Raw genomic sequence first — 22,391 nt, forward strand, 5'->3', positions numbered from 1 at the left:
ATGTTTTTGAGTTATAACCATTCCTGCTATTATCTGTTTCTTTGTTACGGAAATCGTACTTGGAGTAACCAAGTTCCTCCTCCATTTCACCATCCAGACTACCTTCCAGGATGACAGACATCATTTCTCTCATGAGACCATTGACATCTGTACCATTCTTAACTGGATTTTCTTTCAGATATCCATTCATCATTTCACGTAGTGCCTGTCTTTCGGGAGACTCGTCCCTTCTTCTTTTTGCCATAAAATAAAACCTCCAAACTGAGTAATTTTATTTTACATCAGTTTGAAAGTTTACACAAACTTTGGGATTCTCCCATGTCTCCATTTCCCATCATAACACCCATGTCGTTGCTAAATAAATATGTGGTCTGGCTGTTCTTTATTTTATCTTTGAAATCAGCCGTAATAATGTCATCATAGGATTGTATCAATTCTTCTGAGGTATTAATCGCCTTTTTTTCATTGTGAATGGTCACATTGATTGGATAATGAATCAATTGCGCTAATTCTTTTTTATTATCACTTGTAACATATGATTTGATTTCCTTTGCGAAGTTCTCAATTTCTTCCGTACTTGCATTCATGAGAGGATATCTTGCCTCAGGGGTACTTGCAAAAGAGTAGGAGAGTACCAGTTTAACGTCTGCCTCAACTCTATCTTTTTTATTTTTATAAATTCCTGTCAATAAATCCCCTTCTTTCGTCCCAGGAATTATCAAACCATAAAAAATGATGCTGTCGTCTTCATTCTTTAATGTATATGTTGAACTATTAGCTTTTGATGTAAACGCTGGGTCATTAAGTTGTATGGTCCCAGTTAAATGAGCTTCTGTATTGTCATCTCCTGAGGTGATTAAGGAGGCTGTCAAATCATCCCCATTTCTGAATATGGCTAAAAATATCTCCGGCTTGCCAGCTTTCCCTTTAAATACGCTGCTGTTCTGGTCGCTGATAACCATATTAACCTCATCAATATTCTCTGGTGTGAAAACCGCCTCTTTGGAAAATGCCTGCGTATCGGAATCGGGAATTGCTGGCTCGTCAGTAGCCTCCAAATTGCTTTCCGGCTCCCTATTTTCACTGGAAGCCATGGTAGATTCCTCTGCTTTTGTTTCCGGTTCTGTTTTTGGTGCTTTAAGTTTCTGGGCAGTAATGGAATAGCCTAAAACAAGGAAGAAGAGTACTACGGGAATGATGATAACTATTCTCTTTTTTTGTTTCAATGGATTAAACCTCACATTCATATTTGAGTATCATAGGGACGCATTTTATTATCTACGTTATCATAAAATGAGGAGATTAACAAGATACAATCAACCAGTTCATACCATAGCCTTCTTTACTCTGATTGCCATAAAGGCTCTTCCTGGTAGTGTAATAATAAATCTTCCTTTATAACGTCCTCTGGGTTCTTTTGTCATATTCCAGGAATCAATGACCTCCACCTCATATTCGTTCTTATCATCAAAATAAAAAGTCCGGAAGGAAGGACGCATAAAGCTATAATAGAATAAGTAATAATCCTTAATTGGTTCCTCTTTTTCTTCCTCCGGTACCCCGCAAATTTCATCCCAGCCACATTTTTCATAAGGCATCAAACCGTAACCTGGAGTTTCCAGCATGATATCATGAAGAAATTTAAACCGTTTCCAGCTTTCCCCTTTCAGTTTTCCCCCATGGGACCACCAGAGAATATTATCATGGCTCAAAAAGCACTCACTATGTCCGGGATACCCACCTCTTATGGCTGCTTCCCAGAATCGCCTCACCATTTCTTCTCCGCTTATATTACCCCAGCCATGCTGAATATTTCCTTCATAAGCAATTTCATCTAATACCACGGGTTTCCCAAACTGTGCCCTCCACTCATTGACCAGCTCCGATGACCGATATAGCTCTTGTCTTTGAATGCTGCAGTGGGTGATCCAGGGACGGGTGTGGTCGTAAAAGCCAAAGCAATTGTGAATGGACCGCAAATGATGATAGGGATCCTTTTCGCAGATAATGGCTGCGTAACGCTCCCAGTCATCCATAGACTTTTCTGGAAGCAAATCATATTCATTGGCTAAGGACCACCATACGTTATGGAAGGCGGCAAAGCGTGCTATCACATAATTAAAGTAAAGATCATCCTGTTCCTTCGTCATCTGGGAAAAGCCCCATCTGTCGTAAGGGTGCATGACAATAAGGTCGGCCTCGATTCCTCGCTTGCCCAGTTCATAAATACAGTTTTCTATATGAGTGAAATGTTCCGGATTAAATCTTGTAAAGTCCCAGTCATTTCCCTCTTGAAGATTTCCAAGAGAAGCAGTAAAATCATTGAAATTATCACTGGTCAATACACTGCTGTCAATGGGCGTACCCTCATAGGGGTAAGACCTCGGTTCTCCCAGATTATAATCATAATGTTTCGGAAAGATGCAGAAACGAATTTTATTAAATCCGGCTTCAGAAAGGCTCTCCAGGGTCTCTGCAATCAGCTCATCGGATTGCAGCTCCCATACATAGCATGTGGTTCCAATGGAATAATATTTCGTGCCATCCTCATAGGAAAAGTGGAATTTGTTTACCACCCGGACCGGACCGTGATTCTCCTTTCTGGCAGCTGATACCAGGAATTTCCCTTCTGACTTTTCCTCTGAAAAATCACCTGTGATGGTAAACATATACTCCCCCTCATAAGAAGGCATAAAGCGTACTTTATAGCTTCCATCTCCGTTATAGAAGCCATCTGCTGTAACTTGTTCCTGTTCTCCCTGAAAATATCCTTGTATCCTGTATTCAGTAAATGGGTTTCCCTCTGTTTTTCCCTTAAGCTCCACTTCAAAGACATCCCATTTAGCGACCTGTGGTTTAAATATCACGTCCATAATATCTCCTTAACCTTTCCTGTGAATTCTTGATCTGATAGAGCCTCAAAGCTGAAAAAGGCTCTGCGCAGTGAGAGCGCGAGAGCCAAAATGTTTGTTATAATATTACCCTTTTACTCCTGATGAAGTTACGCCCTCTACAAAGTATTTCTGTGCAGAGAAGAATAGAATCAGCGCAGGGACTAGAGCTAAGAAGGACATGGCAAGAATCTGATTCCATTCCACGATACCGCTGCTTTGGTCGATGGACATCTTTAAGGCCAGGGCAACGGGATACTTTGCCAGACTGGTCACATAAATAAGTGGTCCTAAGAAATCATTGAAGCTCCAGACGAACTGGAAGATCATACAGCTGATGAGTGCCGGCTTTAAGGCTGGCAGCAGGATTCGGACCAGAACCTGGAAGGAGTTACAGCCGTCAATGGTTGCCGCCTCATCGAGATACGTTGGAATCGAGCGTAAAAACTGAATCAGCATGAACACAAAAAAAGGTTCATTGGCAAAAATAGTGGGTGCAACCAAAGGTACATAAGTATCCAAAAGTCCAAACTGCTTCCACAAAAGGTAAAGAGGAATTCTCGTTACTACAGCAGGAAGGAACATGGTTGCCATTAAGATAGAGAAGAAAATCTTCTTAAGGGGAAACTGGAATCTGGCAAAGCCATAAGCCACCAGGGTACTGGATACCAGACAAAACACGATCTTCGGTATTACAAATAAAAAGGTATTGATGAAAAACGTGGTAAAGGTATACTTGGTTCTTGTCTTCCAGCCTTCGATATACGGTGTAAAATCAATCCGCTTGGGAATGAAGTTTACAGAGGTAAAAATCTCGTTGTTCGTCTTAAAGGTAGCGCCCACCAGCCAGAGAATGGGATAGATCATAACAATGGCTACGATGGTTAAAATGGCGTACCGGAAGACTGCGTTGATTGCCTGCTGCTGACGTCTGCGCCGTTCTATTTCACTGAATTTGTATGTTTTTTCCATGTTAGTTACCTCCGTCAGAATAAAATACCCACTTATTCTGTGTTGCGAAAAGAATCAGCGTTACAGACACGATTATGACAAACAAAATCCAGCTTGCTGCACTGGCATAGCCCATATTAAAATATTTAAAGGCATTGTCATAAATAAACATGGAGGTAAGGTAAGTTGAGTTTAAGGGGCCTTTGCCTGTTACCAGATACGGTCCGTTAAATTCCTGGAATGCATTGACAAGCTGCATGACCAGATTGAAAAAAATAGTTGGTGTTATAAGTGGAATTGTAATGTGAAAAAATGAGTGGAATTTAGTCGCGCCATCCACACTGGCGGCTTCATAAAGATCCTGGGGTACATCCTTTAAGGCGGCCAGGAATATGAGCATGGCGGAACCAAACTGCCATACTTTAAGTAAAACAATAATGCTCATGGCACCAGAGGGAGAGGAGAGCCACGGAACTGGTTCACCGCCAAATAAGCTGATGAAACGGTTTACAAAGCCATCCTGCTGGAATAAAAACCGCCATAAAACAGCAACTGCAACGTTTCCGCCTAAAAGAGATGGAACGTAATAGGCAGTCCGGTAAAAATTAATGAATTTCAATTTAAAGTTTAATATGTATGCAATAAATAACGCAAAGGTGAGCTGCAACGGTACCGTAATCACTGTGTACTTTAAGGTAGCAAGCAGCGTGCTTAAAAAGTCTTTATCCTTGAAAAGATTCGTATAGTTAGTCAAACCAATGAAGTTAGGCTCTCTTACCAGATTGTAATCCGAAAAACTGATGATAAGTGCGTTAATAAACGGATACAGGGTAAGAAATACCATTCCTATCAGCCATGGAAGAATATATACAAGTCCTATTTTACTGTGTCTCAAGAAGCTTCCTCCTTTTACCAATGGATTGCAGGAGAAGACGGAGCTTCGCCTGCAATGCCATCTAACGGATTTTAATAATGGATTATTTTCCGTACTGCTGTTTTAATTTTGTAACCTGTTCGCTTGTTGCATCAAAGATTGCTTTGGCTGCTTCGTCTACCGTGCTCTGGCCGAACTCGAATTTTTCGTAATTGCTGTCATAAGCATTGGTGAAGACAGCACTTTCAAAAATAGGAGAGTTGTTGATTACCTTAGCATCCTTTGTAAAGTCATAAGCCTGCTTTACGGCACCTGTAATCTGTCCGTCTGCCTCTAAAGAAGCTTTTGCGGCCTTGGATGCCACCATACCACGGGTAGAACCCATGAGCTTGGTGCCTTCCGGATCATTTAAGATGTACTGTAAGAATTCAGCTGCTTCCTTTGGATGCTTGGTATCCTTGGAGATTGCCATAGTTAAGGATGGTTTTGCCATTGTGCCTTCAAATTTAGCTCCGTCAATCACTGGAAGAGGAGCAACGATCAGCTCGTCCCCTTTATCAGCCAAAGTCTTTGCATTGGAAGCGATTCCGCCGGTCCATTCCAGTACACCAACGTAGCCGCCATTAATGAACTTGGAGTTCTGAGCAATGGAAACAGGATCATTGCCTACATTTTCAATGTAATCTTTTCTGGAACAGAATACGTGAGCATCGGCGAGGTCCTTGTACCATGCCAGAGCTTCCTTGTAATCCTCTAAGGTGTAATTCATGGTCAGATCGTCTGCAAATTCGCCTTTTCCGGTTTTCTGCTGTAAGTAATAAGTAGCAGCAAAGCGGAAGGTTGGGCTGACGATGAGATACGAATTAGGATCATTCTTGGTAAAGATCTTGGCAGCTTCCTTATATTCTTCAAATGTCTTTGGAATTTCCTTGATTCCTGCACGGTCAAAGGCAGACTTATTTAAATATACGCCCAGAGTGTTCTGTCCGTATGGAATGGCCTGCATCTTTCCGTTGCTCTTACCAAATTCCAAAAATCCAGGCTCATACTGAGTGAAATCAAATACATCCTTTACCTGATCCAGATCATAGAATCCGTCTCCCTTTGGGCTGTACTGTAAAATCCAGGGATAGTTTACTGTCATGATATCTGATGCAGTTCCGCCTGCATAACGGGTTGCAAACGTTTCTTCTAAGTTACCGAATCCGGAAGGCTCGCCTGTTACAACGATTTTGCCTTCATGGGCTGCATTGAATGCATCAATTGCCTTTTGGGTTGCCTGATGGCGGTCGTCATTGCCCCACCAGGAAAAGCTTAAAGCTACCGGCTCATCGCCGCCCTTTGCTTTTGCATCACCGCTGGCTGATGTATTGCTAGAGCTACCCCCGCAGCCTGCCAGCGTAAGACTTGCAGCCAATGCTGCCGCACACATAATACTTGTTTTTTTCCACTTCCTCATATTGATACCTCTCTTCCCTATACTTTCATTCCTATATCCAATTAACTAAGTTAATCAAATATCCTTCTGCCTCGTTCATCCTCAATTCCGGATTTCCGATAAAAATAGGTGTTCACCTGGTCCCGCCAGTTTGTTGCATTTTTTTCCTGCTGGATTAAGCGGGTCTTTACATTCTCATAAGCTTCTTCATCAAGTACTTCCTTTAAGCTGTCCCAGACTGTCTGGTATTCCATTACCTTTTCCACTCCATTAAAATGAGTGTCGTATATGTGCTGAATCACCGTCTTTCCCGAATGCAGAACATGGGTATACGGAACGTGGTGGAAGAAGAGCAGAAGCTCATCCGGACAGGTTTTAAGGCTTTCATATTCCTTACAGCGTTCCTCAGAATACTGTCTCGTGAAGCCAGTTCCAGTGGCCATGGTACGATCTCTTCCTACGCCGTCTCTGTCGGCGTAATGATACGTTCCCCATTTGTCATATTCATAGCCATCCACATCAGGTCCATAATGAAGGGAAGGCTTGCACATAAATCCCACAGAAAGAGGGCAGGTGTAATCTTCATACGTATCTCTGGAAGTAGTAAGAATGGAAGATACCTTTTGTAAATCCCCGTCATTTAAGTGAAAGCTTAAACGAGTCCATTCTTCTGAAATTTCCTGAGAGGATAATTCGTTGTTCCAGATAAGTCTGCCATAGCCGTAAAGATTGGCCTGAGCCAGCTTGTTGCCTGTCCAGTTGTGGTCCATACCTACATTGACCACGGCTGCAATGCCGGAGCAGCTCTTATTTGGAGAATTTTCCTTGATGGTGTGTTTCACCAGGTCGTTATCCCTGTGTCTGGTATCGAAGTCCAGTACCTCCTTCCACATGGGAACGAGATAGCAGATATCCTTTTGATGGCCTGTATATTCCTGGGTTATCTGGAATTCCAGAATCTGGTTTGTCTTTTTCAATGCCCCAAATAGAGGTGAGATAGGCTCCCTGATCTGAAAATCAATGGGACCGTTTTTAATCTGCAAAATCGCATTCTCTTCAAAACATCCATCTAAGTCTTTAAATATGTCATAAGCAGCCCTTGCTCTGTCAAGGCTTCGGTCCCGCCAGTCCTGGGTACAGTCATAGACAAAGCAGCGCCAGATAATAAGTCCCCCAAAGGGCTTTATGGCTCTTGCCAGCATATTGGCTCCTTCGTCATGATTCCTTCCATATGTAAATGGTCCAGGTTCCCCTTCGGAATCAGCCTTTACTAGCAGGCCGCCAAAGTCAGGTATGATGCGGTATAGATTGCTTATGACGTCCTTCCACCAGCTCTCCACTTCCAGAGAAAGAGGATCCGCAGTGGTCAGCCCCCCTACCGTGATAGGAGCAGCGAAATTAATGGAAAGGAAGGTCTTTATTCCATAGGAAGAAAAGATCTCCGCTATTTTTTTGATTTCTGTCAGCGCTTCATCTTTAATAAAGAAGCTTTCCAACTTGTGAACATTAACATTATTAATGGATACTGCATTGATTCCCACTGAGGCCAGGAGCCTTGAGTACTGAAATACCAGCTCCGTATCACCCCGAAAGGAGTTGTTGTGGTAAAATATGGAGTTTCCAGCATATCCCCGTTCGATGGAGCCGTCGTAATTATCCCAATGGTTGACCATGCGGATGGTTTGATCCGGCTTGGATTCATAAGGAAATAACGTCGTTTCTCCAGCCAGCAGCAATCGGTGCAGACCGAACATTCCATAAAGGAGACCTTCATAGGAACCGCTTATTACCTGGTATCCATGTAGAGTTTTTTCAATACGGTAGCTTCCGTTCGTTTCAGCTTCACTTGAAAGGGAAAAAGCAATGGAAGCAACTGGATCCTGGGACAGTGATATGTCTTCAAACAGAAGTGGCATCTCACGTGCTATGGTTTTTGATATAGGCGAATCGCTTTCCTCATCCATATACCAGGTGGAAATCCCGGGGTTTTGCACTTTCTTAGTCAGCCAGCACAAATCTCTCGTCTCAAACATGTTGTAAAATCCTCCTAATTGATTGGTACTTTTCTCATAAAGCCATCGGCATCCCGGAAATGCCTTCTAGTTTTTCATCTCCAATATAATTTGCATAAATGATTAATAAATGAAGTTTAAAACTAGCTCCATTATAGCAATTTGCACAAAGCAAATGAATGAATTAATCAAAGGTGATTTGTACTTTTTAAAGATTATTTTTGATTGATATCATGGTGTTGCTAAAATTCCTGTCTTAATTTATAATATTCTTATACCAGAAACATAGGAAAAACCTCGATTTTTGTCGATAAGGAGCGCTTGTTATGGATTTGGATTTTAATAATATGGTTCCAGAACTTCATTACTACATTCATAGAAAATGCACGGTCAACTGGAAAATAGAAGCGGGGATCACCCCATTTATTGATATTACCTATGTGATCAAGGGCAAGGCAAAGTATACCATAGGCAATCAGGAGTATATCGTTAAGAAGGGAGACCTGCTTTGCATCCCAAAGAAGACGTACCGTGCCGCGACCAATATTCCAGAGGATTTGATGGAATGTTATGTGGTCAACTTCTTTTTACGTGATTTAAACGGACAGGATGTGTCGCTGCCCTTTCCGGTCATCAGCCATATTGGGATTCATCCCCGGCTCATTACCCTTTTTCATGAGATTCATGGAGAGTGGATGCAGCGTGAATTTGGCTATATGCTGAAGGTGAGGTCCAACATGTGCCTCATCCTTTATCAGGTATCCAATCTGCTGTTGAATGAGAAGCGCATCAGTCAGGAGGATCCCAGAATCAAAAACAGCATCCGGTTTATGAGCAGCCATTATTCAGAGCCTTCACTGACCATTGACAAGCTGGCAAAGCAGTTTGATCTCCATCCCGTTTATTTTGGCAGCCTCTTTCAACAGTCCACCGGTATGACCTTTAAACAGTATTTGACCTCACTTCGTCTTAATTACGCGGAAAGTATGTTAAAAAGCGGGGAGTACGGAGTCAGTGAAGTGGCGATTCAGTGCGGGTTTTCCGATATTTTTTATTTCAGCCGGCTATTTAAGCGTAACAAGGGGATTTCTCCTTCCGAGCTGTTTCCGGAGAAGGGGAAAGGATTACAATTAGAACAGGGGGAAGAGTGAAGATGAAGTATCAGGTAATTCATATCTATGGGGCCTCCGGATCTGGAACCTCCACCTTGGGGGAGGCAATATCCAGGAGATATGATTATTTTCATATGGATACGGATGACTATTACTGGCTGCCAACCAATCCCAGTTTCACCGCTAAACGTGATATTGAGGAGCGATTATTCCTGATGAAGCGTGATATAAAGGCTCATGAAGGCGTTGTCATAACCGGCTCATTGGTTGATTGGGGAGATGAACTCATTCCGTATTTTGATCTGGCAATCCGTGTGGTGACAGATCAGAGTGTTCGGCTGGAGCGGATTAAAAAGAGGGAAAAGGAACGATTTGGTTCAAAAATAGAAGCTGGGGGCGATATGTTTGACCAGCACAGGGTATTTTTGGATTGGACAGCCCAGTACGATACTGGTGATGTAACCATGCGCAGTAAGGCCATGCATGACAATTGGGAAAAGCAGTTACCATGTAAACGAATTTCAGTGGATGGTGGAAAACCGGTGGATGAAATCTTGAAATGTGCTTTTGAGTAGTATGTCAGCTGAATTATTATTTAAAGTTCCGAACCTGTGACTTGGCGTCCAGGCCGGAACTTTTTTCTAATCTGTACAAAGACAGATATTTGTGATATACTAACTCCTGTTAGTTAAGACTTACTTAAAACGGGAGGTACTCATATCATGAGTAAATACAAGAGAAAAAGTATATTAGCAGCCGCAGCGTTATCTGCCATACTGCTTACTGCCTGCGGAGCAGCAAATAAAGGAGCAGCCCCGGAAGCTGGTTCAAAGGTGACAGAACAAACAACTGAGACGACCCCAGATACAAGCAAAGACACCAGAGTCATTAAGATGGAATATGGAGACGTAGAAATACCGGCAAATCCAAAACGGGTGGTGGTGGCATTCTTCCAGGGAGATTTACTTGCACTTGGGATTCATCCGGTAGGCACCTCCTTTAATGATGACGCAGTATTTGAACAGGAGCTGGGAGACGTTACCGTTGTGGATGCCTTTGAATTAAATCCGGAAGCCATTATGGAGCTGGATCCTGATCTTATTATCTGGAACAATACAGATGATTATGAGAGACTATCAAAGATTGCCCCAACTCTGGCCAGAAATTACTACGATATGGAAGTAAAGGACCGGGTCGCATTTTTCGGAGAAGTATTTGGAGTACCGGAAAAGGCAGAAAAGATTATGTCAGACTTTGAGAAAAAGGCGGAAGAATCAAAGAAGCAGCTTTCTGAAAAGGGGCTGGGGGATAAGAATGTTATTCTATTAGAAAATCAGACAAAGGGAGTATTAAGAGTCTTTGGTGATGATTATGGACGAGGCGGTGAGATCATCTATAAATACTTAGGCTTAAAAGCACCGGAGAGAATCCAGAAAGAGGTTATGGATAAAGAAGGCGTGGATTACATAGATATCTCCTATGAGACCCTTAAGGATTATGTGGGAGATTACATTTTTTCTGATGAAAGGATAGCTGAGATGAAAGATGTAGAAGTGTGGGAGAGCCTTCCAGCGGTCAAGGAAGGACGACTGGTGCAAAACTCCAGCGGTATGTTCTGGTTCAGTGATATTACTTCCATGAATGCACAGATGGATTTTGTTATGGATTCTTTACTGAAGACAGTGGATGGGCAGACCCGATAAAGGAAAGCTTTGTTACAAAGGACTCATGCCGGGCATTTATGTCAGGCACGGGTCCTTTTTTCGTTGTTTTACTGGGAAAGACCTGGGGTCTTATATTTTCTGTATTCTCCAGGAGTCATGGCTACATATTTCTTAAAGAACCGCTGGTAGCTCTGGACGTTATTGTACCCCACCTTTTCCGATATTTCTGTGAGAGTAAGGAAAGAGCCGGTCAGGTAATCTTTGCTTTTCTCAATCCGGGTCTGATTTAAATAATCGGTTAAAGTAATTCCTGCCCTGGCACGAAAAATCTTGCTTAGGTAGGAATAGCTGATATTTAGATAATCAGCAGTGTCTGTGATGTTCATATCCTTCATATAGTGATCACTTAAATATTGTTTTGCCAATTCACAATAGTTGTTTTCTTTGGCATCGTTGCTTTTATACTGAACAGAGATGTTTCTTAGAAGCACTTTGCTGTCATGGATCATATCAGCCAGAGATTTGTATTCATTCAGAGCGTCCAGTAAACTGGTCTCCATGTGGCGGGTGAAATGAAATTCATGGTCCAGCTCCACCAGAATCCGGTTATACACATCCTTTACCTGAGAAACGTTGCGGATTGCCATAAGCTTCTCTTCTAATTCCAGAAAGAGCCGCTCAATTTCCGGTTCATTCTGAGTGACAATACTTCGGATAAAAGAAGCGTTGATGTTTAAAAGCATACCGTAAAGCTCATCAGAATCCATGACCTTTTCCGTTTGCCCGCTGGTGATCAGCTCATTGCTCCAGTGGAAGAAACAGGCGTTCTTCACAGCTTCCAGACATTTTGGAAATTCCTCCAGGATTTCCTCCCCGTGATGTATGGTCTGGCTGAGACCGAAATAGGCGTTCCCATTGGTCAGCTTGATTACCGTATCTGTCAGGACCCTTCTGGTCTGGTCAAGATTCTCCCCTTCATTTCCCTGATAAAGCAGGACGAAGGTCTCTTCCTCTATCTTCGTTAAAATACCCTTTTGAGAGGACAGGAGATAGCTTCGCAGCACTTCCTCTAAATTCATCCGAAACAATAGCTCTTCTTCTGATGTCATTTTCCTGTGGGAAACGTCAAACCGAACCAGTAAAAGCTGGCAATGGCAGAAGCCGTTGTTATCAAACAGATAAGGATGGTCGCTTATGAACTCCTGTTTGTACTTCCGGTTCTCCAAGAAGCTTCTGAATGTAAAGGCTTTGCTTAATTCGTCAAAACGCTTTAATTTTATCTTCACATTGGAATTATAGGTGTTCATTTCAGTAAAAATCTGTTTCAGCAGCTCTATTTCGTCGGTAACTCTTTCCTGGCTGGTATATTTGCCCCCTTTTGCAAAATCAGAATACAAAATATGTATGGGGCGGTACAGCCGTCTGGCCATATAGGCGGAAATGATAAGAGAAAACAACATAAGGCCAGCACATACCAGCAGAATATATTTGCCCAGATAAACCGCTTCCGTATAGGAGTCACTAAGTGGGTAGGAGGTAACTGCTAAGGCATTAAAATCCACAGGCTTTACAAAATAAATCCGGCTGTTTCTTATGACATAAGAAACCTGAATGTCAGACGATTTAAAAGACTGTAAGACCAGCTCCTTTGAGTCCATATAGCTGCTATTTCCTTCCATCATAGTTCCATCAAGGGCAGTAAGGAAGAATTCTCCCCGGCCGTTTCCTAAGTGATAGGAGTCTAGAATATCATGATACAATCCCTTCATGCTGATATTAGCCACCAGATAAAAGTCCGGTTTTCCCTTTAAAACCAGTGAAAGGACCAGGTTGTTCCGCTTGTTGTATAAAAAGCTGTATTTATCAAACAGCGATTCATCCTCAAAGACAAGACGGGGAGGCAGCTGTTGTATGGTGCAGGAGGTTTCCTTAATGTCATGAATCCACCCGGTATCATAAAATTCCGGGAAAAAGTATTGTCCTGTTTTTGAACTGTATATTTTGCCTGTGGTCCTGTCGTAGAAATATACGGAATCAATGAGGTGATACTTTTGTGTCATGGCGGATAACCGTTTTGAGATCATGGACAGGTCCGTATTATAGCTGCCGGAATAGGTATAGGTGCTGTACCTCTTTTCGCTGATTTCAGTTGCAAGCTCCAGCTTTATATTTTTAATTCTCTGATCGATTCCGGAGGCAATCTCATTAAGGGCAATGGATTTTTGCTGATAAAATTTCTTGGTCGCCTGCTGAATCATCATGTGGTACCAGAAGAGCCCCAGAATGCTGATGGGGATCAGAATTAAAAGGATATTGGATAGCAGAATTTTTGTAAAATACCTTCGAAAGCCTCTTTTTTCTCTCCCCTTTAAATTCCAGATTCTAAATCCTTTCATAAAAGCATCCCCCGTTATAAAAAGTCCAATTGTTACCAATTGTAAAAATAAGCCATCTTTTACTATAGCATATGTTTTCCTGAATTTTCAATAAAAAGCAGATTCCTACATGGTTATGATAGATATTCATAGTACAGGATAGTTATTCATAGCCCCAAATAGAATCCTACTATTGTAAATAGGGGGATCACTGGGTAGATTGGAGGAAACGACAGATTACGGAGGGAAGCTATGAAAGGTAAGTTGTTAGTAAGCCGCCGGGCCGGGTGCCGGTCTGGGGATAAAAGAATCTGGTTTTATTTATGGAGAGACAAATGGCTCTATCTGATGCTGGCACCTGTCATCATCTACTATATTGTATTTAAGTATGTACCAATGTACGGTCTCATCATAGCCTTTCAGGATTATAATGTGTTTAAGGGGATTGGCGGAAGCAAATGGACGGGACTTCTTAACTTTAAGCAGGTATTTACAACGGATCTTTTCTGGCTGTCCATCCGCAATACCTTAATTCTTAATCTATCCACACTGGCAGTAAATTTTCCTCTGACCATTGTGGTGGCACTGATGTTAAATGAAGTACGGTGCAGCGTATTTAAGCGGATTTCCCAATCCTTTCTTTACCTGCCTCATTTTATGTCATGGGTGGTGGTGGCAGGCATTGCCACCAATTTATTTGCTCAGACAGACGGAAGCATCAATCATCTCATTAAAACCCTGGGCTTTGCCCCCATTCCATTCTTAAACAGCAAAGGCTGGTGGATCTTTACTTATGTGATCTGTAACGTGTGGAAGGAAATCGGCTGGGGAACCATCATCTATCTGGCGGCTATAACAGGCATTGATGAGTCTCTTTATGAGGCTGCATACATAGACGGCGCAAACCGGATTCAGAGAATCCGTTATATTACCCTTCCCATGATCCGGTCGGTCATCATCGTCATGCTGATTTTATCCATCAGCAAAATGATGAGCATAGGTCTCGATGCTCCCTTACTCCTTGGAAATACAAAGGTAATCAATGTCTCGGAGGTAATCAGTACCTATATTTACCGGCTGGGAATCGTAAAAGCCGAATACAGCTTATCAACGGTCATCGGTCTCTTTCAGTCTGTGGTCAACATCATCATACTGATCCTGGCGGATCGTTTTGCCAAGCTGATTGGCGAAGAAGGCATTCTATAGAAAGGAGCAGCCTGTCATGAAGAAAAAAATTCCATCCTGGGGAACTGTGATAAACTATATCCTGCTGTCCCTTTTAGTCATCATATGCTTTTATCCCTTTTTAAATGTGGTTGCTTATTCTCTCAGCAGCAACCGGGCGGTTCTTTCCGGAAGCGTTACATTTTATCCCATAGAAATGCAGTTAGATGCCTATAAGGAGATTATACATCGAAGTCAGATCTGGACGTCCATGAGGGTGACCATACTTGTAACCTTATTAGGCACTGGCCTTGGGCTGATGCTAACCGTATTTGCGGCTTATGCGTTATCCAAGGATAAATTAAAGGGGCGTAAATGGATCTCTGGAATGATCCTTTTTACCATGTATTTCAGCGGAGGCATCATTCCTACCTTCCTGGTGGTGAAAAACCTGGGTATGTTCGATCAGCTTACCTCCCTTTACATACCATCAGCGGTCAATGTATTTAACTTCATTGTAATGAGAACTTTTTTCCGGGAGATTCCAAAAAGCCTGGAGGAGGCAGCCTATCTGGATGGTGCCACGGACGTACAGATCCTTTTGAGAGTGGTCCTTCCCCTTTCCATGCCGATTATCGCTACCATCGGATTGTTTTACGCCGTTTATTATTGGAACGATTATTTTAACGCCCTGATTTTCATTCAGTCCCCTGAAAAATTTACTCTTCAGCTGCGCCTTAGAAGCCTTTTGTTTGAAGGAGAGCTTGGGGCAGCAGGCAATGAAGGCTTAGCCCAGCAGGTCATGGCAGAATCTCTTAAAATGACCTGTATTGTAGTAGGAACCGTTCCCATACTGGCTGTTTATCCATGGCTTCAGCGGTATTTTGTAAAGGGTGTTATGCTTGGGTCTGTCAAAGGTTAGCAGATCCGGATTATAAATACACTAATTATATGATTGGAGGAAGGTATATGAAAAAGGCAAGACGTTTGCTGGCGGGGGCACTGGTCTGTGCAATGGGAGTGAGCTTATTTGGCTGCAATGCTTCCAGGGAAACAGGGAAAAAGACAGAGGAAACGGGGACGGTCGGGACAGAGACCAAAGAGGAAGGCAGTGAATTTAAGACCACCTATGGGTCCAGGAAATTTGATGATGTGACCATAACCGTAGAAGTATTTGACCGGAGCAATGCGCCGGAAGGAAGCACAGTCATTGATAACAAATGGACCAAATACATCAATGAGGAAATGAACAAGGTAGGTATTACCGTAAAATTCGTAGCGGTTCCAAGAGCCGATGAAGTAAATAAAGCCCAGCTTATGATGGCGTCAGGCACAGGGCCGGATATCATGATCTGTTATACGTCATCTATTGTGGAAGGATTTTATAAGGATGGGGGAACCTATGACCTTTCTCCATACGTGGACGGAATGGATCAGGCGAAGAACCTAAAGGATTACATCGGAAAAGATTGTATGGACCTTGGACGGAATCAGGAGGGAGAGCTTTGGGCCATTCCGGCAAGACGTTCCACCACGGCCTCCACCAACTTATTTATCCGCAAGGACTGGCTGGATGCTCTGGGACTCAAAGTGCCTACCACAAAAGAAGAGATGTACCAGGTATTAAAGGAATTCCAGAAATACAAACCAGACGCTTTTGCAGCCAGCTTCTGGGTTTGCACCAAAGCAAGCGATATCCCAGGCGTTATGGCAGCGTCCTTTTTAAAGAATATCGCAGATGAAAAGGCTTATGCTATCGAGGGCGACTCTGCAACCAGCCTCCTGTATACAGACCCAGGCTTTGGAGAGTATTTCAAATGGATGAATGGGTTGTATAACGAGGGACTGATCGATCCGGAATATTATGTGGATACCACGGAAAACGCCTTAAAAGAGGACTTTGTAAACGGAAAGGTGGGCTGCTTTGAATCCAATGTAAATTACAATGTTGACAGTCTTAGAGGCAGCCTGTTAAAAGTGCTCCAGTCAACAGACCCAAAGGCAGATGTCATCAGCATCCCACCCTTAAAGAATGAAAATGACGGAGAGATTTATAACAAGAATTACCCCATTAACGGAGCCTACCTTTTCATTCCTCAATCCGCCAAGAATGTAGAAGCAGCTGTTACCTATCTTGACTGGCTTGCAACCAAGGAAGGCGGCTTTACCCTTTTTCATGGTATTGAGGGAGAACATTTTAAATATGATGATTCAGGGGTTCCATGCGTCATAGATGCAGGGTATAATACAAAGGACAAAGACTGGACCAGACACGATTTATTCCTCATCGGAAACCAGGGTTATTATAAGACCCCCGATGAATTTGCGAAAGCGACCTCCAAGGAGTGTCCCGGATACGAGAATTATGTGCTTGATAATTATAAGAATGCATCCCTTGGAATCGTCAGGCACGATCCTACCTTCACAGCTCCAACTTCTACAGAGAAAAACACGGAAATCAGTGTTATCCGGGAAGAGTATTTCGTAAAATTAGTTACCTGTCCTCCTGATAAATTCGATGCCACCCTTCAGGAATTTAAGGATAAGTTAAAGAAGGCTGGTTACGACCAGATCATGACTGAGCGGACAGAATATTATGACAAAGCCTTTGCCGGGAAATAAGCTGGTCCAGACAATCGGGTGAAAGGCGAAAGGAGATACAACATGGGAAACGGGAACGATGGCATGAATTATGCGCCAAAGGGAAAACCAGAACCAGTGGTTTCAGAGGGGACCTTCTGCATCGCAGCGGTGGCGCTGGATCACGGACACATCTATGGCATGTGCAATGGCTTAACAGAGGCAGGCGCTACGCTAAAATGGGTCTATGACAGGGATCCGAAGAAAGTAGCTGACTTTATGAGGGCATTTCCTCAGGCTAAGGCAGCAGGGAGTGAAGAAGAGGTGTTACGAGATCCTGAGGTAAAGCTTGTTTGTTCCGCAGCAATAACCAGTCTTCGCAGTGCTTTGGGAATCCGGGTCATGAAGGCAGGAAAGGATTACTTTACAGACAAAGCCCCCTTAACGACCCTTGAGCAGCTGAGAGAAGTAAAGGAAGCCATTCAGGAGACGGGAAAGAAATACATGGTCTACTACAGTGAACGGATTCACGTAGAGGCAGCCGTTTTTGCCGGTCAGCTCATAGACCAGGGTGCCATCGGAATGCCCATACATATTGACGGCTTTGGGCCTCACCGAGTGGGAGCTCCAGAAAGCAGACCGGAGTGGTTTTTTCAGAAGGAGAAATACGGTGGCATTCTCTGCGATATCGGAAGCCATCAGATCGAACAGTTTCTCTATTACTGTGGGGTAAAAGAGGCTAAAGTACAGTACTCTCAGGTTGGTAACTTTAGTCATCCGGATTATCCGGAGCTGGAGGACTTTGGAGATGCGGTGCTTTTAGGGGACAATGGAGCCACCCAGCATTTCAGGGTAGACTGGCTGACACCAAAGGGGCTTTCCACCTGGGGAGACGGAAGAACCTTTATTTTAGGAACCAGGGGATATATAGAACTGCGTAAGTATGTAAACATCGGAACCGGAGACGGAAGCTCTGACCACGTATTTCTGGTAAATGATGACGGGGAGCAGCATTTTTTAGTTACGGGAAAGGTGGGATATCCATTTTTCGGACAGTTGATCTTGGACTGCATCAACCGGACAGAAAATGCCATGACTCAGGAGCACGCACTAAAGGCGGTTGAGCTGTGCGTCAAGGCAGAAGATCAGGCAGTCCTTATAAAAGAAGCCGGGAGGTAGAGACCATGTTGCAGATCGCAGTTGTGGGAATCGGAAATATTTCTCCGGCTCATATCGAAGGCCTTCTAGCCTTCCCGGACCGGTGCCGGATCGTAGCCCTGTGTGATATTTATCCGGAAAAGGCGGAGAGAGCAAAGGAGAAATATCATCTGGATTGTAAGGTGTTTGATGACCATGAAAAAATGCTAAAGTCCGGCCTGACCATCGATGTGGTACACGTTTGTACGCCTCCCTATGTGCATGGGGAAATTGCCATACATGCTATGGACTCAGGCTGTCATGTGGTAGTGGAAAAACCAATGGCAACCTGTCTCAAAGAGTGTGATGCTATGCTGGAAGCAGAAAAGAGAAATAAAGTCACAATGGCATGCATTGCACAAAATCGTTTTAGAAACCAGATTTACAAATTAAAAAAGGTGGTAGACAGTGAGTTAGCTGGAAAGATCTGCTGCGCCCATGTAAATTCCAACTGGTGGAGAGGCCATTGCTACTATGATCTGTGGTGGAGAGGGCTTTGGGAAAAGGAAGGCGGAGGGCCTACCTTAAACCATGCCGTGCACCATATCGATATGCTTAACTGGCTGGAGGGGAGGCTCCCGTCTGGTGTCATGTCCATGCTTGCCAACCTGATGCATGACAATGCAGAGGTGGAGGACTTATCCCTTGCCATGTTGGAGTATCAGGATGGAAGCCTGGCTCAAATTACCAGTTCTGTGATCCATCATGGGGAAGAACAGGGCATTGAACTGCAGTGCTCCAACGCGAAGCTTTCTTATCCCTGGAGCTTAAAGGCGGAACTTTCAAGGTCCAATGGTTTTCCGGAGGACGGAGGAAACCGGGAGCTGATGGATAAGCTTCAGGCTCTCTATGAGGAAATTCCTGACCTTACCTATGAGGGCCATACCGGGGAAATTGATGACATCCTTTCTGCAATCGAGAGCGGAACCAGGCCTCTGATTACTGGTGAGGATGGAAGAAAGACCGTGGAGCTTATTACAGCCATATACAAAGCTGGATTTTTAAAAGAGCGAGTAAGTCTGCCCATCTCACAGGAAGATGAATATTACTCCTTTGATGGAATCTTAAATCACGCGGTACGGTTTCATGAAAAATCCGCATCGGTTGAAAATTTTATGGATGTCGGGATTACTTTAGGGAATTATAAGAGTTAATGAAAGCAAAGAATATTTCTCTGATATGACAAAAGGCTCCATTCACACCCGTGGTGAGTGGAGCCGAATCAGGTAAGAGAGCAAATTGCCACAAGGAGGTATGGTATGAATAAGATTGACTGCCTTGGTGAGATCTGTCCGGTTCCGGTTTTGAAGCTTCGTAATGTCATGGATTCCATACAGAAAGGGGAGGATTATTTGATGGTCACCGATCACAGCTGTACCATTAAGAATCTGGAGTCCTTTTGTAAAGCGAATCACTTGAAGTATGATTCGGAAGAAGTGATGAACGGAGTATGGGAAATCACCATTACATCTAACAGATAGTTTCCTTTAATACCCGTTCCATATACTTAATCAGTTTTGAGGACTCATTGTTGACAGGAGTCTGGCTGCTGTGGCGAATGGAATAATAGTCATTTTCAATTTCCAGGCAAGGGCAGTCTATAATCCTTAGCTGCTTGTGATAAAGCTCCTTTTTCATTGCCATATAAGGGAGAAATGCCAGACCAAACCCATTGATGGCAGACAGCTTAATGGATTCCGTGGATTCTAAAGTATAGGGAATATGAAGCCGATGAATCTGAATTCCATTTCTGGTCAGCACCTTATCAATGATTTGCCTTGTTTTCTGAGTTTTTACCAGCATCAACAGGGGGTAGTGGTAAAGATCATCGCAGGATAGAGAATCCGGAACTTCCATCTTTTCCCCAGCTACCAGATAGAAGCGGTCGGAAAATACTTTCTTTGAGGACAGGCCTTTCATTCTGGGTCTCCCTATGATAATCCCCATATCAGCGTAGCCTTTTGCAATTTTTTCTTCGATCTGACTGCTGGACATGACCTCCATCTGGAGGGTGTACTGGGGGTAGCTATTCTTGACGTGAAACATGGTGCAGGGGAGTGCGTAGGAATAGACACAGGGATTTGCAATGATATGTATGATTTTGTTCTGGTTCTGGGCATTGGCAATCTCAAGGGTCATTCTGTCATAGGAGGAGACCATTTCCATGGCGCGCTGATATACAATAGAGCCAGTGTGAGTGGGGATTACGCCGTTGTAGCTCCGTTCAAAAAGACGAGAGCCGATTTCCTGTTCCATGACCCGAAGCTGCTGGCTCAGTGCAGACTGGCTGATGTTCATCTGTTCCGCCGCCTTTGAGATGCTGCCTGATTCCACAATCTTTAAAAACATCTTCAGATTCTGAATATTCATGATAACCGCCTTTCTAATAAGATATTTTCATTCCATATCTGGACAGTTCCCGAAAAATTTGACCTAATTATAACAGAGAATCAGCCTTGTGACCAGCGTTAGACGTTTTTTAGGGTATAAGGAAATCTTATAGCCTATAAAAATGTTGATTAACTGAAAAATCCTGGTTGTGTTATAATTAGAAACGTAGATTGTTATATAATTATCAATATCTACCATAGCAGAAGGGAGGATTTAAGTGTCAGAAACCAACACAGGTACCGTATCAGGTACACAAAGAGTGCGTAAGCCTAGAAAGCCAAAAAAGAGTCAGATTCCTTATGCCATATTGCTTACGGCACTGATCATCGCTTTTGGAATTTACTTGGGGCAGGGGAACAACAAGCTTCCGGTTTACTGGGGATTTGGTATTGCCTTTGGCTACATCCTGCAAAGATCCAGATTTTGTTTCACAGCTGCCTTCCGTGATCCATGTATTACAGGAAGCACATCGGTAACAAGAGCTGTTCTGGTGGCATTTGCCGTATCAAGCGTAGGATTTTTAGCCATCAAGTATGCCAGTGTCCTAAAGGGAGCAGAGACCAATCTAAACATGGCAGGAGTATCTCCTATCGGATTACCCCTGGCATTGGGAGCTGTGTTATTTGGAATCGGTATGGTAATTGCAGGAGGATGCGCATCGGGAACATTGATGCGGGTCGGAGAAGGCTTCCTCATGCAGATGCTGGTACTTGTATTCTTCATAGCAGGTTCTGCCTGGGGAGCCCATGACATGGGATTCTGGGGAAAATTCAATGAACATGCACCGAAGGTATATCTGCCTGATGTATTTGGCTGGTTCGGGGCAATTCTCGTACAGGGGCTGATTATCGTTCTGCTATACATAGCAGCCTTAAAGTGGCAGCAAAAGAAAATGGGCACCATGGATTAAATGAAAAAGAAAAGGAGATTTAAAATGGCTGAATTTACATTAGACTGTCTGGGAGAGGCTTGTCCGGTTCCCTTAATGAAAACAGAGAAAAAAATGGGAGAATTATCCATAGGAGATGTACTGGTGGTATCCATCGATCACAGCTGCGCCATGAAGAACGTACCGGAATGGGCAAGAAAACAGGGCCACAATGTGGAAATCGAGGAAGTGGACGACGGAGAATGGGAAATCGTAATCGAGAAAACTAAGTAAATGTCCCTGTGAAAGTAGGTGAATTAATTTGAAAGAGTTTTTTATAAAACTGGGTGAAAATCCTATTTACAAAAAGCTGCTAAAGGAACCTTTGACCTATGTGGCAGGAGCTGTTTTGCTTTCCGTGTTCCAGATTGCTCATTTCACTGTATTTGAGAAAGGCTGGGGCGTAACAAGTACCTTTGCCGTCTGGGGAACCTGGGTCTATCAGGCACTTGGCGGTGATGCCAGCGGCTGGGCATATTATGCGCCGGAAAAGATGCAGAAGGAGCTATATACCAGCTTTCTGGTTGATGGAGGGTCCATTCGAAATCTTGGAATCATCATAGGGGCTTTGGCGGCTACCTTGTTCGCATCTCAATTTAAGATCAAAAAGATCAAGACCTTACGACAGGTAGTAGCTGCCGTTCTTGGAGGCCTCCTCATGGGATACGGAGCAAGACTTGCCAATGGCTGTAACATTGGTGCCTTATTTACGGCCATTGCTTCCTTCTCTCTGTCTGGTTGGGTGTTCGGAGCCTTTCTTTTGGTGGGAGCGTTTATCGGAAGTAAACTGCTTGCAAAATACTTTATGTAGGAA

21 protein-coding genes are annotated in these 22,391 nt (G+C 43.4%); 12 read left to right on the forward strand and 9 right to left on the reverse strand.

Annotated elements, in window-relative coordinates; translation table 11 throughout:
* The 7 genes from T546_RS0112915 to T546_RS0112945 form a co-directional block, all read right to left on the reverse strand.
* Nucleotides 1–244, reverse strand: a 244-nt coding sequence (locus T546_RS0112915) for a transposase (RefSeq protein WP_026891965.1), incomplete at its 3' end; no start/stop codon positions are given.
* 37 nt (nt 245–281) lie between these two features.
* A complete protein-coding gene (locus T546_RS0112920; protein WP_026891966.1) occupies nt 282–1,226 on the reverse strand; it encodes a hypothetical protein in 945 nt (314 codons plus the stop codon).
* A 99-nt stretch (nt 1,227–1,325) separates the two neighbouring features.
* On the reverse strand, nt 1,326–2,873 hold the full coding sequence (locus tag T546_RS0112925; protein ID WP_026891967.1) for a DUF5605 domain-containing protein: 1,548 nt from the start codon (nt 2,871–2,873) through the stop codon (nt 1,326–1,328).
* Nucleotides 2,874–2,978: 105 nt separating this feature from the next.
* A complete protein-coding gene (locus T546_RS0112930; protein WP_026891968.1) occupies nt 2,979–3,863 on the reverse strand; it encodes a carbohydrate ABC transporter permease in 885 nt (294 codons plus the stop codon).
* Between the two features lies 1 nt (nt 3,864).
* Nucleotides 3,865–4,686 carry a carbohydrate ABC transporter permease gene (locus T546_RS0112935; RefSeq protein WP_334291593.1) on the reverse strand — a complete coding sequence of 274 codons (822 nt, stop codon included), beginning with the start codon at nt 4,684–4,686 and terminating at the stop codon, nt 3,865–3,867.
* Nucleotides 4,687–4,819: 133 nt separating this feature from the next.
* Entirely contained in the window at nt 4,820–6,175 is a 1,356-nt protein-coding gene (locus T546_RS0112940; protein WP_026891970.1) for an ABC transporter substrate-binding protein, read from the reverse strand.
* A gap of 50 nt (nt 6,176–6,225) precedes the next feature.
* The gene (locus T546_RS0112945) at nt 6,226–8,187 is read right to left on the reverse strand and encodes an alpha-glucuronidase (RefSeq protein ID WP_026891971.1); all 1,962 of its coding nucleotides are present in this window, start codon (nt 8,185–8,187) and stop codon (nt 6,226–6,228) included.
* Nucleotides 8,188–8,492: 305 nt separating this feature from the next.
* Here T546_RS0112945 and T546_RS0112950 point away from each other — a divergent pair, with 305 nt between their 5' ends.
* The 3 genes from T546_RS0112950 (at nt 8,493) to T546_RS23520 (ending at nt 10,981) form a co-directional block, all read left to right on the forward strand.
* Entirely contained in the window at nt 8,493–9,317 is an 825-nt protein-coding gene (locus T546_RS0112950; protein WP_026891972.1) for an AraC family transcriptional regulator, read from the forward strand.
* A 2-nt stretch (nt 9,318–9,319) separates the two neighbouring features.
* On the forward strand, nt 9,320–9,853 hold the full coding sequence (locus T546_RS0112955) for an AAA family ATPase (protein WP_026891973.1): 534 nt from the start codon (nt 9,320–9,322) through the stop codon (nt 9,851–9,853).
* 147 nt (nt 9,854–10,000) lie between these two features.
* Complete coding sequence (locus tag T546_RS23520; RefSeq protein ID WP_051629812.1) at nt 10,001–10,981, forward strand: ABC transporter substrate-binding protein; 981 nt, start codon at nt 10,001–10,003, stop codon at nt 10,979–10,981.
* 68 nt (nt 10,982–11,049) lie between these two features.
* Here the strand turns inward: T546_RS23520 and T546_RS0112965 are convergent, their stop codons facing one another.
* The gene (locus T546_RS0112965; RefSeq protein ID WP_026891974.1) at nt 11,050–13,338 is read right to left on the reverse strand and encodes a helix-turn-helix domain-containing protein; all 2,289 of its coding nucleotides are present in this window, start codon (nt 13,336–13,338) and stop codon (nt 11,050–11,052) included.
* Between the two features lie 231 nt (nt 13,339–13,569).
* Between T546_RS0112965 and T546_RS0112970 the strand changes: the two genes are divergently transcribed.
* The 6 genes from T546_RS0112970 to T546_RS0112995 all read left to right on the forward strand — a co-directional run bounded on the left by T546_RS0112970 (nt 13,570) and on the right by T546_RS0112995 (nt 19,739).
* Complete coding sequence (locus T546_RS0112970) at nt 13,570–14,523, forward strand: ABC transporter permease (RefSeq protein ID WP_026891975.1); 954 nt, start codon at nt 13,570–13,572, stop codon at nt 14,521–14,523.
* Nucleotides 14,524–14,539: 16 nt separating this feature from the next.
* Nucleotides 14,540–15,403 carry a carbohydrate ABC transporter permease gene (locus tag T546_RS0112975; protein ID WP_024836497.1) on the forward strand — a complete coding sequence of 288 codons (864 nt, stop codon included), beginning with the start codon at nt 14,540–14,542 and terminating at the stop codon, nt 15,401–15,403.
* Nucleotides 15,404–15,450: 47 nt separating this feature from the next.
* Nucleotides 15,451–17,103, forward strand: a complete 1,653-nt coding sequence (locus T546_RS0112980; RefSeq protein ID WP_026891976.1) for an extracellular solute-binding protein — start codon at nt 15,451–15,453, stop codon at nt 17,101–17,103.
* A 42-nt stretch (nt 17,104–17,145) separates the two neighbouring features.
* The gene (locus T546_RS0112985; RefSeq protein ID WP_026891977.1) at nt 17,146–18,240 is read left to right on the forward strand and encodes a Gfo/Idh/MocA family protein; all 1,095 of its coding nucleotides are present in this window, start codon (nt 17,146–17,148) and stop codon (nt 18,238–18,240) included.
* A 5-nt stretch (nt 18,241–18,245) separates the two neighbouring features.
* On the forward strand, nt 18,246–19,412 hold the full coding sequence (locus T546_RS0112990; RefSeq protein ID WP_026891978.1) for a Gfo/Idh/MocA family protein: 1,167 nt from the start codon (nt 18,246–18,248) through the stop codon (nt 19,410–19,412).
* A gap of 105 nt (nt 19,413–19,517) precedes the next feature.
* On the forward strand, nt 19,518–19,739 hold the full coding sequence (locus T546_RS0112995; protein WP_026891979.1) for a sulfurtransferase TusA family protein: 222 nt from the start codon (nt 19,518–19,520) through the stop codon (nt 19,737–19,739).
* Here the strand turns inward: T546_RS0112995 and T546_RS23525 are convergent.
* The gene (locus T546_RS23525; protein WP_051629814.1) at nt 19,729–20,628 is read right to left on the reverse strand and encodes a LysR family transcriptional regulator; all 900 of its coding nucleotides are present in this window, start codon (nt 20,626–20,628) and stop codon (nt 19,729–19,731) included. The two genes, T546_RS0112995 and T546_RS23525, sit on opposite strands and share 11 nt — an antisense overlap.
* A 238-nt stretch (nt 20,629–20,866) precedes the next feature.
* Between T546_RS23525 and T546_RS0113005 the strand changes: the two genes are divergently transcribed.
* From T546_RS0113005 to T546_RS0113015, 3 genes are read left to right on the forward strand one after another with little or no spacing between them, the layout of a single operon-like run.
* Nucleotides 20,867–21,559, forward strand: a complete 693-nt coding sequence (locus T546_RS0113005) for a YeeE/YedE thiosulfate transporter family protein (protein ID WP_051629816.1) — start codon at nt 20,867–20,869, stop codon at nt 21,557–21,559.
* Nucleotides 21,560–21,583: 24 nt separating this feature from the next.
* Entirely contained in the window at nt 21,584–21,811 is a 228-nt protein-coding gene (locus T546_RS0113010; protein WP_026891981.1) for a sulfurtransferase TusA family protein, read from the forward strand.
* A gap of 28 nt (nt 21,812–21,839) precedes the next feature.
* Entirely contained in the window at nt 21,840–22,388 is a 549-nt protein-coding gene (locus T546_RS0113015) for a YeeE/YedE thiosulfate transporter family protein (RefSeq protein WP_026891982.1), read from the forward strand.
* The last annotated feature ends 3 nt before the right edge of the window (nt 22,389–22,391 follow it).

Source organism: [Clostridium] aerotolerans DSM 5434 (assembly GCF_000687555.1).
In the GTDB taxonomy this organism is placed as follows: Bacteria; Bacillota; Clostridia; order Lachnospirales; family Lachnospiraceae; genus Lacrimispora; species Lacrimispora aerotolerans.